Here is a 14971-nt window from a genome sequence, read left to right on the forward strand (position 1 = left end):
GGCGGGCCCGTCCGACGACGAGCCCGCCCGTCGGCGGATCAGCGGCGGTCGCGCGTCAGCAGCAGCGGCCCGCAGCGGCGTGCTCGCGCAGGTGGTCGCGGTGCCGCTCGAACTCGCGGCGCGACACCGGCTCGACGCCGTCGGCGGCGCAGCGCGCGACGTACGCGTCCCAGCGGCCCTCGCCGCTGACCTCGCGCAGGTACCAACGGACGCCCGACCAGGCCCGGCGGGTGCGCTCGGCGAGCGCGCTCATGCCTCCGCCCCCGCCTTCTCGCGCCGCTCGGCCTCCCAGGCGGCCAGCTCGGCCTTCTCCTCCTTCGTGGCCACGAAGTCCGCCGGGGCCACGATGGTGGACGGCACGGCCGGCACCTCGGTGGTCGGCAGCGAGCCGGCGCGCACGGCGCGCACCCAGATGACCACGGCGTTGGCGACGATGACGAGCACGAGCACGGCGAACGCCGCCTGCAGCACGCCGTTGGTGGTGGAGTTGCGGATGACGGTGTCCATCTGGGCGGCGTCGGCGGCCGGCGCCAGCACCTCGCCCGCGTCGCGGGCCTCGCGGTAGGTGTCGGCCTGCGCGAAGTAGCCGATCTTCGGGTTCGACGAGAAGACCTTCTGGTACGACGCCGTCATCGTCACGACGAGGTCCCAGGCCAGCGGGACGGCCGGCACCCAGACGTAACGCAGCCAGCCGTGCTTGAGGAAGAGCGTCACGCAGAGGGTCAGGGCGATCGCGGCCAGCAGCTGGTTGGCGATGCCGAACAGCGGGAAGAGCTGGTTGATGCCGCCGAGCGGGTCGGTCACGCCGACGTAGAGCATGTAGCCCCAGCAGGCGACGACCACCGCCGAGGCGGTCCAGGCCGCCGGCTTCCACGACGTGTCGGCGAACTTGGGCCACACGTTGCCGACCGTGTCCTGCAGCATGAAGCGGCCCACGCGGGTGCCGGCGTCGACGGCGGTGAGGATGAACAGCGCCTCGAACATGATCGCGAAGTGGTACCAGAAGGCCGCCATCCCGCCACCGAACGCCTCGTCGAAGATCAGCGAGATGCCGAAGGCCAGCGTCGGGGCGCCACCGGTGCGGGAGATGAGCTCCTCCTCGACGCTCGCCGCGGCCGCGGCCAGCGCGTCGGGGGAGATCGAGAACCCGAGGGTGGCGACGAACTCGCTGGCGCTCTCGACCGTGCCGCCGGTCGCACCGACGGGGGCGTTCATCGCGTAGTAGAGGCCCGGGTCGATGACCGAGGCGGCGATGAGCGCGGAGATGGCGACGAACGACTCCATCAGCATGCCGCCGTAGCCGATCATCATGACCTGGCGCTCCTTGGCGACCATCTTGGGCGTGGTGCCCGACGAGATGAGCGCGTGGAAGCCGGACAGGGCGCCGCAGGCGATGGTGATGAACAGGAACGGGAAGAGCTGGCCCGCGAAGACGGGGCCCTCGCCGCTCGAGGCGAACTCGGTGACCTTCTCGTTCTCCAGCACGGGCCGGGCGAGCACGAGGCCGATCGCGAGGAGCACGATGACGCCGACCTTCATGAAGGTCGAGAGGTAGTCGCGCGGGGTCAGCAGCATCCAGACCGGCAGGATCGACGCGACGAAGCCGTAGGCGACGAGCAGCAGCGTCAGCGTCTCCTTGTCGAGCGTCAGCGCCTCACCGAGGCCCCAGCTCTCGACGTACCCGCCGCCGATGATCGCCAGCAGCAGCAGGACGACGCCGATGGCGGTCGTCTCGAGCACGCGGCCGGGGCGCAGGTAGCGCAGGTAGAAGCCCATGAACAGCGCGATCGGGATGGTCAGGCCGATGGAGAAGACGCCCCACGGCGACTCGGCCAGCGCGTTCACGACGACCAGCGACAGCACCGCCAGGATGATGATCATGATGGCGAAGACGGCGATGAGCGCCGCGATGCCGCCGATGACGCCGATCTCCTCGCGCACCATCTGGCCGAGGCTCTTGCCGTCGCGCCGCATGGAGAGGAAGAGGACGACCATGTCCTGCACCGCGCCGGCGAGGATGACGCCGACGATGATCCACACGGTGCCGGGCAGGTAGCCCATCTGCGCCGCGAGCACCGGGCCCACCAGCGGGCCGGCGCCGGCGATGGCGGCGAAGTGGTGGCCGAAGAGCACGCGGCGGTCGGTCACCTCGAAGTCGGTGCCGTTCTCCAGCCGCTCGGCGGGGGTGGCGCGCCGGTCGTCGAGGCGCAGCACCTTCCGCCCGATGAAGCGGGCGTAGAAGCGGTAGGCGATGGCGTACGACGCCAGCGCCGCGAAGAGGATCCACAGCGCGGAGACGGACTCGCCGCGGCTGAGCGCCAGGACCGTCCAGCAGCCCGCGCCGACGAGGGCCACGAGCACCCACACGGCGATCGAGACCGGCGAGCGGCGGGAGCGTGGAGCGGGTGGGGACGGAGGGGTGGACGTCGTCGTCGACATGGGGCGCTCCCGAGGGACAGGCGGATCGCGGACCGGTGAACGTTACCTCCCGCGGGGCGCCCCGCGCTGCTGCCGACGCAGCCGTCCGCCCGCGCCCCTACCCTGGTCGCCGTGACCCGCCCCGCCGCCCCGCTCGTCGTCGGGTTCGACCTCGACATGACCCTCATCGACACGGTCCCCGGGTTCGCGGCCACGCTCGGGGCCCTCGGGGAGGAGCTCGGCGTCGACCTGCCGATCGCCGAGATGACCGAGCGGCTCGGCCCGCCGCTGGACGTGCTGCTCGCCCCCCACCTCGAGGCCGCGCGGGTGCCGGAAGCCTGCGACCGCTTCCGGGCGCTCTACCCCGACCTGGCCGTCACGAGCGTGCCCACGCTGCCGGGCGCCCACGAGGCGCTGGCCGCGGTGCGCCGGCACGGCGGTCGGACGCTGCTCGTCACCGGCAAGTACGAGCCCAACGCGCGCCGCCACGTCGACCACCTCGGGCTCGACGTCGACGAGGTCGTCGGGTGGGTCTGGGGCGTGCTGAAGGCCGACCCGCTGCGGGCGGCGGGTGCGGCGGCGTACGTCGGCGACCACGTCCACGACGTCGAGGGCGCCCTGGCCGCGGGCACCACGAGCGTGTCGGTGCCGACCGGCGGGTGCACCGCCGAGGAACTGCGCGCCGCGGGCACCCACGTGGTGCTGCCGGACCTCCTCGCGTTCCCCGCCTGGCTCGACGAGCACGTCGCCGCCCGGGGCGCCTGAAACCCGCGCGACCTCCCTGGATCCCGGGCGCTAGTCTGGTCGGAGGCCGGGCGGATGCCCGGCCTGCGTGCGTCCCGGGACCGTCCGGGCCGGATCGAGAGAGGGGTCGGAGCAGTGCCGACTGGCAAGGTGAAGTGGTACGACGCGGCCAAGGGCTTCGGCTTCCTGTCCACGGACACCGGCCAGGACGTGCACGTGCGGGCCGACGCCCTGCCGGCGGGCACCACCACCCTCAAGGCCGGCACGCGCGTGGAGTTCGGCATCGCCCAGGGCCGCCGTGGCGACCAGGCGCTGCAGGTGCGGCTGCTCGACGCCCCCAGCTCGGTGGTGCGCAACCAGTCGCGCGCCGCCCGCAAGAAGCCCGACGAGATGGCCCCGATCGTCGAGGACGTCATCCAGCTCCTCGACAAGGTGGGGGAGGGGTACCGCCACGGCCGTCACCCCGACCCCCGCACCGCGAAGCCGACCGCCAAGCTGCTGCGCGCGCTGGCGGACGAGCTCGAGCTCAACGGCTGACGCCGGGTCCGCCCGCCTCGCCCCGCTCGGGCGGGTAGACGATCGTGGTGCGCCCCGCCTCGCCGGTGCGCGCGTCGTACGGCCGGGTCTCGTAGGGGGTCTCGTACGGCGTCTCCTGCGGCACCCCGTCGGGGACGCCGTCCGGCGCCCGCTCCGCCGGGTCGCGCACGCCCCACGGCTGGGTGGGCGGCAGCCCGTCCTCGTCGAGGTGGTCGTCGTACCGGTTCCCCTCCCGGGGCGGGTACGGCGCACCCCCCGCCGTGGGCTCGGGTGCGGCCGTCTCGGTGCCGGCCGGCTCGCGGCGGGCGAGGCGACGGGCCTGGAACCGGCCGCCCAGCACGTAGACGGCCCAGGCGAGGAGCGCCGCGGCAGCCACGGACAGCCCGAGGCGCCCGGGCTCGAGCGGCACGGCGATGCCGACGAAGCCGCCGACGACCCACGCCAGCTGCAGCAGGGTGTCGGAGCGGCCGAGCGCGCTGGTGCGCACCCGCTCGTGCACGTCGGTCTGGATCGTCGAGTCGAGCGAGAGCTTCGAGAGCGACTGGGCGAGGCCCGCGGTGAGGCCGAGCAGCGACAGGGTGAGGACGCCGTAGAAGAGGGCGGCGAGCGTCGCCATGGTGGCCGCCGCGGCCAGCGCCAGCACGACCGTGAGCGCGGGGTTCACGTTGCGCAGCAGCGACGCCAGCGCGATGCCCAGGGTGTTGCCGAGGCCCGCCGCGCCGATGATGAGCGCGAACAGCACCTCGGTGCTCCACCCGTCGAACGGGTTCGTGGTGAGCAGGAACGCCATGTACATCGTGAGGAACCCCGAGAGCCACCGCGGACCGCAGTTGGCCCGCAGCGCGAACGAGACCGACGCCGGCATCCGCAGGTTGGCCTTGCGCCGGTTGCCCGGGTCCTTCGCCATGCTGGGCGCCGACGGCCCGGGCACCAGCGCGAGGTGCGTCTCGCCCTGGGTGGAGTCGACGCGGCGGGGGAGCAGGATCGCCAGGATGGTCGCCACCGTGAAGACCGCGAACGCGTAGCGCAGCGACCACTCCGGCCCGGCCAGCGAGGCCAGTCCGGCCAGCGGCGCGGACACACCGGCGCCCACCACGCCCGCGAGCGAGACGCGGGCGTTCGACTTCACCAGCGTCAGGTCGGGGGGCACGAGGCGCGGGACGGAGGCGTTGCGGGTGATGCCGTAGGCCTTCGACGCCACGAGCACGCCGAGCGCGGCCGGGAACAGCCAGGTCGAGCCGGTGACGACCGCGCCGGCCAGCACCCAGCAGAGGAAGGCGCGGATCGCCATGGTGCCGCCGATCGCCCACCGCCGGCCGTGGCTGAACCGGTCGAGGAACGGTCCGATGAGCGGCGCCACGATCGCGAACGGCAGCATCGTAAGGCCGAGGAACAGCGCGACCTGCCCGCGCGCCTCCCCGGTTGGCACCTGGAAGAACAGCGTGCCGGCCAGCGAGATCGCGACCGCGGCGTCGCCGGCGGCGTTGAAGGCGTGGAGCTCGATGAGGCGCGACAGCCCGCTGGCGCCGGCGCCCTCGGCGTGGGAGGCGCGGCGGGCCTGCGTCACGGTGAAGCGGCCCAGCCGGCCCGTCGCGCGGGCGGCCCGGGCCACGCCGTGCCCGGTGGCGCGCGCGGTGCGGGCGGCGACCTCGGCGGCCGAGGGGCCCTCGCGCCCCGGCTGCCCCGGCTGCCCCGGCTGATCGGGATCCCCGGGGGCGCCACGGCCAGGACCGCCGGGCGTGCGCGGGGCGGACGGGTGGGTGTCGCGGGCGCCGGGCGGGTAGCGCCCGTCCCGCTCGTCGCCGTACGGCGTGCTCATCGGCGTGCTTCTCCCTGCGTCCGGGTCGTCGGCCCATCCTGCCACCCGCCCCGTGTCCCGAGGCGCCACCCGAGCCCCCGGCGCGACACGACGGGGCCGGATGCGTCATGATCGGGCCCGTGACTCCCACTACGACGACGGTTGCCGCCGCCGCGCCCGCGGGCGTCGACTCCACGCTGGCCCGCGCCGTCGACGTCGCCCGCTCGGCCCTGCTGGAGCAGGTCGACGCCGCCGACGTCGGGGACCACCTCGGCTGCCACGCGGAGGGTGAGCGCGTCGCCACCCACGCCTTCGCCTGCCTGCGCCCCGGCTACCGCGGCTGGCACTGGTCGGTCACCGTCGCCCGCGCCTCCCGCCAGCGCACCGCCACCGTCGACGAGGTCGTGCTGACCCCGGGCGACGAGGCGATCGTCGCGCCGCCGTGGGTGCCGTGGCGCGAGCGTGTCCGCCCCGGCGACCTCGGTCCCGGCGACCTGCTCCCCGTCGACGAGGACGACCCGCGCCTCGTGCCGACGTACTCCTTCGGCGACGACCCGATCGACGACGACACCCGCACCCAGGTGCGCCGCGTCGCCCGCGAGCTCGGCCTCGGTCGCGTGCGCACGCTCTCGCCCGAGGGCCGCGACCTCGCGGCCCAGCGCTGGTACGACGGCGACGGCGGCCCGTCGACCCCGCTCGCCAAGTCGGCGCCCGCGGCGTGCACGACGTGCGGCTTCCTCGTCCGCCTCGCCGGGCCGCTCTCGGAGATGTTCGGCGTGTGCGCCAACGCGAACGCCAACGACGACGGCCGTGTGGTCTCGCTCGACCACGGCTGCGGTGCCCACTCCGAGGTGCAGATCGCGAAGAAGCACCTGCCCGCCCCGCTGCCCGACCCCGTGGTGGACACGATCACCCTCGAGGACCTCGAGCGCTTCTGAGGCTCCTGGGGGTCCGGGCGGCTCAGGCCGCGGGACCCGCCTCGGGCTCCACCGGGTCACCGGGGCCGAGAGGTCCGGCAGCCCCGGAAGCGTCGGCCGCCTCCGCAGCCAGGGTGCGCGCCCGCCGCCGGCGGCGGCAGTACTCCAGGCCGAGCAGGCCCAGGCCGAGACCGGTCAGGCAGGTCCACAGCACCCAGCCCACGCCCTCCGCGGTGAGCCGCGAGTAGAAGGGCAGCAGGCCGACGAACGCGACGGCCCACAGCACGCAGCCGATCTCGACGGTGCGCACGCCGTCGACGTCGAGCGGCTCGACGTCGGCGACGACGTAGGTGCGCCGACCGATCTCGTGCTGCCTCGGCTGGTCGTCACGGAGCTCCACGCGGTCACCCTAGACGACGCCCTCGCCGCCGGGCCTGCGACCGCCGGGTCCGCGACCGGCGGAATAGTTACCCGGGGTAACGAGTTACGCTCGGTGCCATGCCACCCACCACCGAACGCGTCGCCCGCACGGACGCCGGCCTCGCCGCCGAGCTCCGCGTCGCGGTCATGCGGCTGCGCCGTCGTCTCGCCAACGAGCGGGACCCGGCCAACGACCTCGGCATCGGGGTCATGGGCGTGCTCGGCGCGCTGCACCGCCACGGCGAGGCGAGCGTCGGCGAGCTGGCCGCCTTCGAGAAGGTCCAGCCGCCGTCGATGACGCGGGCCGTGCGCAAGCTCGAGGAGCGCGGCTACGTGGCCCGGCGCTCCGACGAGCGCGACGGGCGCCTGGTGCTGGTGTCGCTCACCGACGCGGGCCGCGAGCTGGTGCTCGCCGACCGGCGCCGGCGCGACGAGTGGCTCGCGCGCGAGCTGCGGGCCCTGACGCCGGCGGAGCGCGCGACGCTGCGCGCCGCCGTGCCGATCCTCGACCGGCTCGCCGTGCAGGGCTGAGCGCCCCCCTTCCCCCGACCACCCACCCGCCCCGACCACCGACGACAGGAGCGCCCACCGAGTGAGCCCCACCTTCCGCTCGTTGCGGAACCCGAACTACCGCCTCTACGCCGCCGGCGGCATCGTCTCCAACACCGGCACCTGGATGCAGCGCATCGCCCAGGACTGGCTGGTGCTGGCGATCGCCGCGAACGGCGCCACCGCCCTCGGCATCACCACGGCCCTGCAGTTCCTGCCGATGCTGCTGCTGTCTCCGTACGCCGGGGTGGTCGCCGACCGCGTGCCCAAGCGCCGCCTGCTCCAGGTGACGCAGCTGATGATGGCGGCGCCGTCCGCGGCGCTCGGCGTGCTCGCGGTCACCGGGACGGTCGAGGTGTGGCACGTCTACACGCTGACGTTCCTCTTCGGCGTGGGCACGGCGTTCGACGCACCGGCGCGGCAGTCGTTCGTGAGCGAGATCGTCGACGAGGACGACCTCACCAACGCGGTGGGCCTCAACTCGGCGTCGTTCAACGCGGCGCGGCTCGTGGGCCCGGCGCTGGCCGGCGTCATGATCGCGGCGCTCGGCGGCGGCGTGGTGGGCACGGGCTGGGTGATCCTCATCAACGCCGTCTCCTACCTGCCGGTGATCGCGGTCCTTGGCCGGCTCGACGGCGCGGCGCTGCACAGCGCCTCGGTGACCGGGCGGCGCAAGGGTGCGCTGCGGGAGGGGCTGCGCTACGTGCGCGGGCGCCGCGACCTCATGCTCGTCCTCGCGGTGGTGTTCTTCGCCGGGACCTTCGGGCTCAACTTCTCCATCACCTCGGCACTGATGGTCACGGAGGTGTTCGGGCGCGAGTCCGCCGCCTACGGCCTCGTCGGCTCGGCCGTCGCGGTCGGCTCGCTGACGGGCGCGCTGCTCGCGGCCGGTCGCGCCGAGGTGCGCCTGCGGCTGGTGGTGGGTGCCGGGCTGGTCTTCAGCGTGGCGGTCGTCGTCGCGGGCCTGCTCCCGACGTACTGGTCGTTCGTGGTCTTCGCCCCGGTGCTCGGCGTGACCGCGCTGACGATGATCACGGCGGCCAACACCCGCATGCAGATCGCCACCGACCCCGCGCTGCGCGGGCGCGTGATGGCGCTCTACCTCATGATCTTCATGGGCGGCACGCCCGTCGGCGCACCCCTCATCGGCTGGGTGGGGGAGGAGTACGGCGCACGCTGGACCCTCGTGCTGGGGGGTGCGATCACCCTGGTCGGGATCCTCGTCTCGCTGGCCGTCCTGGGGCACGTCCGGCCTGTTTTGACCGCCCTGAGGCGACCCGGTAGCCTCGGTCCTCGTGTCTGGCACAGCCAGACCATCGAGCGTGCCGGAAACCAGATCGACACGCCCGACCGCGGGGGCAGCGTCCCCGTGGGAGCGGGCGGTCGCCAGGCGTGAGGCAACCACCAGATCGAGCAGCACCACCCGCAACACACCGTGCCCGGCAGAGTGCCGGGTACTGAGAGCTACAAGAGAGGGAACCACCAGGTGCCCACCATCAACCAGCTGGTCCGCAAGGGCCGCCAGGACAAGGTGTCGAAGACCAAGACGCCTGCCCTGAAGGGATCGCCCCAGCGCCGCGGCGTCTGCACGCGCGTCTACACCACCACCCCGAAGAAGCCGAACTCCGCGCTGCGCAAGGTTGCGCGTGTGCGTCTGAGCTCGCAGGTCGAGGTGACCGCCTACATCCCCGGTGAGGGTCACAACCTCCAGGAGCACTCGATCGTGCTCGTGCGTGGTGGCCGTGTGAAGGACCTCCCGGGTGTCCGCTACAAGATCATCCGCGGCGCGCTCGACACGCAGGCCGTGAAGAACCGCAAGCAGGCGCGTAGCCGCTACGGCGCGAAGAAGGAGAAGGGCTGATGCCGCGCAAGGGTCCCGCCCCGAAGCGTCCCGTCGACGTCGACCCCGTCTACGGGTCGCCGCTGGTGTCGCAGCTGGTGAGCAAGGTGCTGCAGGACGGCAAGAAGCAGGTCGCGCAGCGCATCGTGTACACGGCGCTCGAGGGCGCCCGTGAGAAGACCGGCACCGACCCGGTCGTCACGCTGAAGCGCGCGCTCGACAACGTGAAGCCGGCCATCGAGGTCAAGTCCCGCCGCGTCGGCGGTGCGACCTACCAGGTGCCGATCGAGGTCAAGCCGAACCGCAGCACGACGCTGGCCCTGCGCTGGCTCGTCGGCTACGCGAAGGACCGTCGCGAGAAGACGATGGCCGAGCGGCTGATGAACGAGATCCTCGACGCGAGCAACGGCCTCGGCGCCGCTGTGAAGAAGCGCGAGGACACGCACAAGATGGCCGAGTCGAACAAGGCCTTCGCGCACTACCGCTGGTGAACCCACGCGCCGGGCGCCCCGCCTGACGGCGGGCGCCCGGCGCCCACCCACCCAGTCCGAACTTTCTAAGGAACCAGACCCAAGTGGCTGTCGACATCACCACGGACCTCACGAAGGTCCGCAACATCGGCATCATGGCGCACATCGACGCCGGCAAGACCACCACCACCGAGCGGATCCTGTTCTACACCGGCATCACCTACAAGATCGGTGAGGTCCACGAGGGCGCTGCCACGATGGACTGGATGGAGCAGGAGCAGGAGCGCGGCATCACCATCACGTCCGCCGCGACGACCTGCTGGTGGAAGAACCACCAGATCAACATCATCGACACCCCGGGCCACGTGGACTTCACCGTCGAGGTCGAGCGCTCGCTGCGCGTCCTCGACGGCGCGGTCGCCGTGTTCGACGGCGTGGCCGGCGTCGAGCCGCAGTCCATGACGGTGTGGCGCCAGGCGAACAAGTACGCCGTGCCCCGCATGTGCTTCGTCAACAAGCTCGACCGCACCGGTGCGGACTTCTTCCGCTGCGTCGACATGATCGTCGAGCGCCTCAACTCCACGCCGCTCGTGCTGCAGCTGCCCATCGGCGCCGAGCAGGACTTCATCGGTGTCGTGGACCTCGTCGGCATGCGTGCCCTGACCTGGCGTGGCGAGACCACGATGGGTGAGGACTACACGGTCGAGGAGATCCCGGCCGAGCTCGCCGAGCAGGCCGCGGAGTACCGCGAGAAGATGATCGAGACGCTCGCCGAGACCGACGACGACCTCATGGAGCGCTACCTCGAGGAGGGCGACGTCTTCTCCGTGGAGGAGGTCGAGGCCGCCATCCGTCGCGCCACGCTCGCCGACAAGCTCAACCCGGTCCTCACCGGCACCGCGTTCAAGAACAAGGGCGTGCAGCCCCTGCTCGACGCGGTCATCAAGTACCTGCCGTCCCCGCTGGACGTCGAGGCGATCGAGGGCCACAAGCCCGGCGACGAGGACACCGTCATCGCGCGCAAGCCCGCCGACGACGAGCCGTTCTCCGGCCTGGCGTTCAAGATCGCGTCCGACCCGCACCTCGGCAAGCTGACCTTCGTCCGCGTCTACTCGGGCAAGCTCGAGGCCGGCGCGACCGTGATCAACTCGGTCAAGGGCCGCAAGGAGCGGATCGGCAAGGTCTACCAGATGCACGCCAACAAGCGTGAGGAGATCGCGTCGGTCGGCGCCGGCCAGATCGTGGCCGTCATGGGTCTCAAGGACACGACCACCGGCGAGACGCTCAGCGACCCCGCCAACCAGGTCGTCCTCGAGTCGATGACGTTCCCGGCCCCGGTGATCGAGGTCGCCATCGAGCCGAAGACGAAGAGCGACCAGGAGAAGCTCGGCGTCGCGATCCAGCGCCTGTCGGAGGAGGACCCCACCTTCACCGTCAAGACGGACGAGGAGACGGGCCAGACGATCATCGCCGGCATGGGCGAGCTCCACCTCGACGTGCTGGTCGACCGCATGAAGCGCGAGTTCCGCGTCGAGGCGACCGTCGGCAAGCCGCAGGTGGCCTACCGCGAGACGCTGCGCCGCAAGGTCGCGAACCACAGCTACACCCACAAGAAGCAGACCGGTGGTTCGGGCCAGTTCGCGAAGGTCGTCATCTCCCTCGAGCCGAGCATCGACCCGGAGACGGGCCACGGCGCCGGCTACGAGTTCGTGAACGCCGTCTCCGGTGGTCGCGTCCCCCGCGAGTACATCCCGTCGGTGGACCAGGGTGCGCAGGAGGCCATGCAGTTCGGCGTCCTCGCCGGCTACCCGATGGTGGACGTGAAGGTCACGCTGGAGGACGGCGCCTACCACGACGTCGACTCCTCGGAGCTCGCGTTCAAGATCGCCGGCATCGCCGCCTTCAAGGAGGCGGCGCGCATGGCCAAGCCGGTCCTGCTCGAGCCGATGTTCGCCGTGGAGGTGACCACGCCCGACACGTTCCTGGGCACGGTCATCGGCGACATCAACTCGCGTCGTGGCCAGATCCAGACGCAGGAGGAGCGGCACGGCGACATGGTCGTCACGGCCCTCGTCCCGCTGTCCGAGATGTTCGGGTACGTTGGCGACCTGCGGTCCAAGACCTCCGGTCAGGCGTCGTACTCGATGGAGTTCGACTCGTACGCCGAGGTTCCCCAGAACGTCGCCGACGAGATCATCAAGAAGGTCCGCGGCGAGTAACCGCTCCCTGCAGGATCCTCGGCACACCGCACCACCACCACGAGTCAAGTAACAACCACACCAGGAGGAGCCCCCAGTGGCTAAGGCGAAGTTCGAGCGGACCAAGCCGCACGTCAACATCGGCACCATCGGTCACATCGACCACGGCAAGACGACGCTGACGGCTGCGATCACGAAGGTCCTGCACGACAAGCACCCGGACCTGAACGCGGCTTCCGCGTTCGACGAGATCGACAAGGCTCCCGAGGAGCGTCAGCGCGGCATCACGATCTCGATCGCGCACGTCGAGTACCAGACCGAGAGCCGTCACTACGCCCACGTCGACTGCCCCGGTCACGCCGACTACATCAAGAACATGATCACCGGTGCGGCGCAGATGGACGGCGCCATCCTGGTGGTCGCGGCGACCGACGGCCCGATGCCCCAGACGCGTGAGCACGTGCTGCTCGCCCGCCAGGTCGGCGTGCCGGCCCTGGTCGTGGCGCTCAACAAGTGCGACATGGTCGACGACGAGGAGCTCATCGAGCTCGTCGAGATGGAGGTGCGCGAGCTCCTCAGCGAGTACGAGTTCCCGGGCGACGACATCCCCGTGGTCCGCGTGGCGGCCTTCCCGGCGCTGCAGGGCGACGCCAAGTGGGGCGCGTCGATCGTCGAGCTCATGAACGCCGTCGACGAGGCCATCCCGACCCCCGAGCGTGACACGGACAAGCCGTTCCTCATGCCGGTCGAGGACGTCTTCACGATCACCGGTCGTGGCACCGTCATCACGGGCCGCATCGAGCGGGGCATCGTGAAGGTCAACGAGGAGGTCGAGATCGTCGGCATCCGCGAGAAGTCGCAGAAGTCGACCGTCACGGGCGTCGAGATGTTCCGCAAGCTGCTCGACGAGGGCCAGGCGGGCGAGAACGTCGGTCTGCTCCTCCGTGGCACGAAGCGCGAGGACGTCGAGCGCGGCATGGTCGTCATCAAGCCGGGCACGACCACCCCGCACACGAACTTCGAGGCGTCGGTCTACATCCTGAGCAAGGAGGAGGGCGGCCGCCACACGCCGTTCTTCAACAACTACCGCCCGCAGTTCTACTTCCGCACGACGGACGTGACGGGCGTCGTGACGCTGCCCGAGGGCACCGAGATGGTCATGCCCGGTGACAACACCGAGATGGCCGTCGAGCTGATCCAGCCCATCGCGATGGACGAGGGCCTGCGCTTCGCCATCCGCGAGGGTGGCCGCACGGTCGGCGCCGGTCGCGTCACCAAGATCACCAAGTGATCACCGCCGTCTCCTGACGGCACCGCAGCACAGCAGCACCGCGAGGCCCCGCTCCCCAGGGAGCGGGGCCTCGTGCCATTTCGTCCCGGCGCTGTGGCCGGGAGATGATCGCCCCCATGTCCGACCAGCACGCCGTCGCCGCCGCACGCCCCCACCACAAGGTCACCGAGGAGGGGCGCCGGCTGCGTGAGGTGCTCACCTACTCCCGGCGGGGCAGCCGCTTCACCCCGAGCCAGCAGGAGTTGTGGGACGCCCACCACGAGGCGTGGGTGATCCCCGACGAGGCCGTCGACGCCGACGGCTTCGACCTCGACGCCTGGTTCGGCCGGGGCGCGGGGGAGCGCGACGGGCTCGTCGTCGAGATCGGCTCGGGGATCGGCGAGGCCACCGCCGCGCTCGCGGCGCAGCGTCCGTCGTACGACGTGCTGGCGCTGGAGGTCTGGCGTCCCGGCGTGGCCCACGGCCTGGGCCTCGTGGCGGAGGCCGGGGCCACCAACGTGCGGTTCTGCAGCATCGACGCCGTGTGGTTCCTCGGGACGCTGCTGGGCGAGGAGTCCCTCGCCGAGGTGTGGACGTTCTTCCCGGACCCGTGGCCGAAGAAGCGGCACCACAAGCGACGCCTCGTCACCGCGCCCCACGCCTCCCTGGTGGCCTCCCGGCTGCGGCCCGGTGGCACGTGGCGCCTCGCGACGGACTGGGCGGAGTACGCCGAGCAGATGCAGGCGGTGCTCGACGCCGAGCCGCTCCTCGAGGGCGGTGCGGTGGAGCGCTGGGCCGACCGGCCGGTGACGAAGTTCGAGCGCAAGGGCCTGGCCGCCGAGCGCGCGATCACCGACCTCGCCTACCGCCGCCGGGCCTGAGCGGCGGGCCGTCGGGCCGCCGCGCGCGGCGACGGGTCAGCCGCGGCGGCGCTGCAGCAGGCGGGAGCGCAGACGGGCCTCCCGGCCGAGCCGCTCGAGGTCCCGCTCGCGGCGCGTGGCGAGCACGGCGCACAGGAACGCCTCGGGCGGCGCGGTCACGGGGGGCAGCGGCGCGACGTACGCCGTGAGCCGGTCGGCCAGCTGCAGCGCCAGCACCTCGCGGGCGCGCGGCTCCAGCGTGTGGGCCCGGGCGAGGAACTGCCGGGCGGCGAGCACGAGGTGCGGCGGCGGCGCGGCGACGTCCGCGGTGCGGGCCCACTCCTGCAGCGGCCACGGCATCGGGGGTGGGACGGGCAGCACGAGCTGGACGCGCTCGCGCGCGACGTACGTGCCCGCGGCGTGGTCGCCGAGACGCTTGCTCCGCGGGCTCAGCAGGGCCACGAGGAACGCCGGGGCGCCGAGGAGCAGGTAGGTCTCGACGACACCGATGAGCGCCCGGGTGAAGGCCTGCGGGAACGCGATCGGGCCGCCGTCGTCGCGCACGGTGCGCAGGCCGAGCGCGAGCTTGCCGACGCTGCGCCCGCGCGTCAGCGTCTCGAACAGCGTCGGGGCCCCGACGAGGGACAGCACGAGCGCCAGGATGCTGGCGGCCTCGAAGAGCGCCTCGTCGGTGCCGATGGTGGCGACCGAGAACAGGATGGTCAGGGTGATGAACGTGCCGAGGACGCACAGCCCGTCGATCAGGCCCGACGCGACCCGCACCCCCAGGCTGGCTGCCGGCACCTCGATGGCGACGGCCTCCGCGGTGACGACGTCGTCGCTGCCGACCGCGGCGTGGTCACCGGGGTCGCCGACCCGGGCGCCGCGCGGCCAGGGACGGACCGCCGCTCGTGTGCTCATCGCGGCCCAGCATAGGGCGCTCTAAGGTG

The 14971-nt window shown here is 72.3% G+C and carries 15 protein-coding genes; 10 read left to right on the plus strand and 5 right to left on the minus strand.

Annotated elements, in window-relative coordinates:
- Positions 1-55: 55 nt before the first annotated feature.
- Both ACOACO_RS08850 and ACOACO_RS08855 read right to left on the minus strand, forming a co-directional pair.
- Entirely contained in the window at positions 56-253 is a 198-nt protein-coding gene (locus tag ACOACO_RS08850; RefSeq protein ID WP_277500906.1) for a YbdD/YjiX family protein, read from the minus strand.
- Positions 250-2439 (minus strand): carbon starvation CstA family protein, encoded by a 2190-nt coding sequence (locus tag ACOACO_RS08855; protein WP_420295869.1) that lies wholly within the window; start codon positions 2437-2439, stop codon positions 250-252. Before ACOACO_RS08855 ends, ACOACO_RS08850 begins: the two co-directional genes overlap by 4 nt.
- 111 nt (positions 2440-2550) lie before the next feature.
- On the opposite strand from ACOACO_RS08855, the gene ACOACO_RS08860 reads away from it, so the two are divergent.
- Positions 2551-3183: an HAD family hydrolase gene (locus tag ACOACO_RS08860; protein WP_420295870.1), complete on the plus strand. Its 633-nt coding sequence runs from the start codon at positions 2551-2553 to the stop codon at positions 3181-3183.
- A gap of 114 nt (positions 3184-3297) precedes the next feature.
- Complete coding sequence (locus ACOACO_RS08865) at positions 3298-3699, plus strand: cold-shock protein (RefSeq protein ID WP_420295871.1); 402 nt, start codon at positions 3298-3300, stop codon at positions 3697-3699.
- Here ACOACO_RS08865 and ACOACO_RS08870 read toward each other — a convergent pair.
- Positions 3689-5518, minus strand: coding sequence for an MFS transporter (locus tag ACOACO_RS08870; protein ID WP_420295872.1), 1830 nt, complete (start codon positions 5516-5518; stop codon positions 3689-3691). The genes ACOACO_RS08865 and ACOACO_RS08870 overlap by 11 nt on opposite strands.
- A 119-nt stretch (positions 5519-5637) precedes the next feature.
- Here ACOACO_RS08870 and ACOACO_RS08875 point away from each other — a divergent pair, with 119 nt between their 5' ends.
- Positions 5638-6435: a DUF3027 domain-containing protein gene (locus tag ACOACO_RS08875; RefSeq protein WP_420295873.1), complete on the plus strand. Its 798-nt coding sequence runs from the start codon at positions 5638-5640 to the stop codon at positions 6433-6435.
- Positions 6436-6457: 22 nt separating this feature from the next.
- Here ACOACO_RS08875 and ACOACO_RS08880 read toward each other — a convergent pair whose 3' ends face one another.
- Complete coding sequence (locus ACOACO_RS08880) at positions 6458-6814, minus strand: DUF2530 domain-containing protein (RefSeq protein ID WP_420295874.1); 357 nt, start codon at positions 6812-6814, stop codon at positions 6458-6460.
- Positions 6815-6912: 98 nt separating this feature from the next.
- On the opposite strand from ACOACO_RS08880, the gene ACOACO_RS08885 reads away from it, so the two are divergent.
- From ACOACO_RS08885 to trmB, 7 genes are all read left to right on the plus strand, one after another.
- A complete protein-coding gene (locus tag ACOACO_RS08885) occupies positions 6913-7365 on the plus strand; it encodes a MarR family winged helix-turn-helix transcriptional regulator (RefSeq protein WP_420295875.1) in 453 nt (150 codons plus the stop codon).
- 61 nt (positions 7366-7426) lie between these two features.
- The gene (locus tag ACOACO_RS08890; protein ID WP_420295876.1) at positions 7427-8779 is read left to right on the plus strand and encodes an MFS transporter; all 1353 of its coding nucleotides are present in this window, start codon (positions 7427-7429) and stop codon (positions 8777-8779) included.
- A 90-nt stretch (positions 8780-8869) separates the two neighbouring features.
- Positions 8870-9244, plus strand: a complete 375-nt coding sequence (gene rpsL / locus ACOACO_RS08895) for a 30S ribosomal protein S12 (RefSeq protein ID WP_277501373.1) — start codon at positions 8870-8872, stop codon at positions 9242-9244.
- Positions 9244-9714 carry a 30S ribosomal protein S7 gene (gene rpsG / locus ACOACO_RS08900; protein WP_277501374.1) on the plus strand — a complete coding sequence of 157 codons (471 nt, stop codon included), beginning with the start codon at positions 9244-9246 and terminating at the stop codon, positions 9712-9714. Before rpsL ends, rpsG begins: the two co-directional genes overlap by 1 nt.
- A gap of 83 nt (positions 9715-9797) precedes the next feature.
- A complete protein-coding gene (gene fusA / locus ACOACO_RS08905; RefSeq protein WP_420295877.1) occupies positions 9798-11912 on the plus strand; it encodes an elongation factor G in 2115 nt (704 codons plus the stop codon).
- 76 nt (positions 11913-11988) lie between these two features.
- A complete protein-coding gene (tuf, locus tag ACOACO_RS08910; protein ID WP_420295878.1) occupies positions 11989-13182 on the plus strand; it encodes an elongation factor Tu in 1194 nt (397 codons plus the stop codon).
- A gap of 116 nt (positions 13183-13298) precedes the next feature.
- A complete protein-coding gene (gene trmB, locus ACOACO_RS08915) occupies positions 13299-14042 on the plus strand; it encodes a tRNA (guanine(46)-N(7))-methyltransferase TrmB (protein ID WP_420295879.1) in 744 nt (247 codons plus the stop codon).
- Between the two features lie 36 nt (positions 14043-14078).
- On the opposite strand, the gene ACOACO_RS08920 is transcribed toward trmB, so the two are convergent.
- Positions 14079-14942, minus strand: coding sequence for an RDD family protein (locus ACOACO_RS08920; RefSeq protein WP_420295880.1), 864 nt, complete (start codon positions 14940-14942; stop codon positions 14079-14081).
- Positions 14943-14971 lie beyond the last annotated feature (29 nt).

Source organism: Nocardioides sp. CPCC 205120 (assembly GCF_048654585.1).
Lineage (GTDB): Bacteria > Actinomycetota > Actinomycetes > Propionibacteriales > Nocardioidaceae > Nocardioides.

Excerpts from the sequence above, each read along its gene's own strand:
- trmB (WP_420295879.1), top strand. The coding sequence starts at position 13,299 with ATGTCCGACCAGCACGCCGTCGCCGCCGCACGCCCCCACCACAAGGTC.
- ACOACO_RS08920 (WP_420295880.1), bottom strand. The coding sequence starts at position 14,942 with ATGAGCACACGAGCGGCGGTCCGTCCCTGGCCGCGCGGCGCCCGGGTC.
- ACOACO_RS08870 (WP_420295872.1), bottom strand. The coding sequence starts at position 5,518 with ATGAGCACGCCGTACGGCGACGAGCGGGACGGGCGCTACCCGCCCGGC.
- rpsG (WP_277501374.1), top strand. The coding sequence starts at position 9,244 with ATGCCGCGCAAGGGTCCCGCCCCGAAGCGTCCCGTCGACGTCGACCCC.
- ACOACO_RS08885 (WP_420295875.1), top strand. The coding sequence starts at position 6,913 with ATGCCACCCACCACCGAACGCGTCGCCCGCACGGACGCCGGCCTCGCC.
- ACOACO_RS08855 (WP_420295869.1), bottom strand. The coding sequence starts at position 2,439 with ATGTCGACGACGACGTCCACCCCTCCGTCCCCACCCGCTCCACGCTCC.
- ACOACO_RS08850 (WP_277500906.1), bottom strand. The coding sequence starts at position 253 with ATGAGCGCGCTCGCCGAGCGCACCCGCCGGGCCTGGTCGGGCGTCCGT.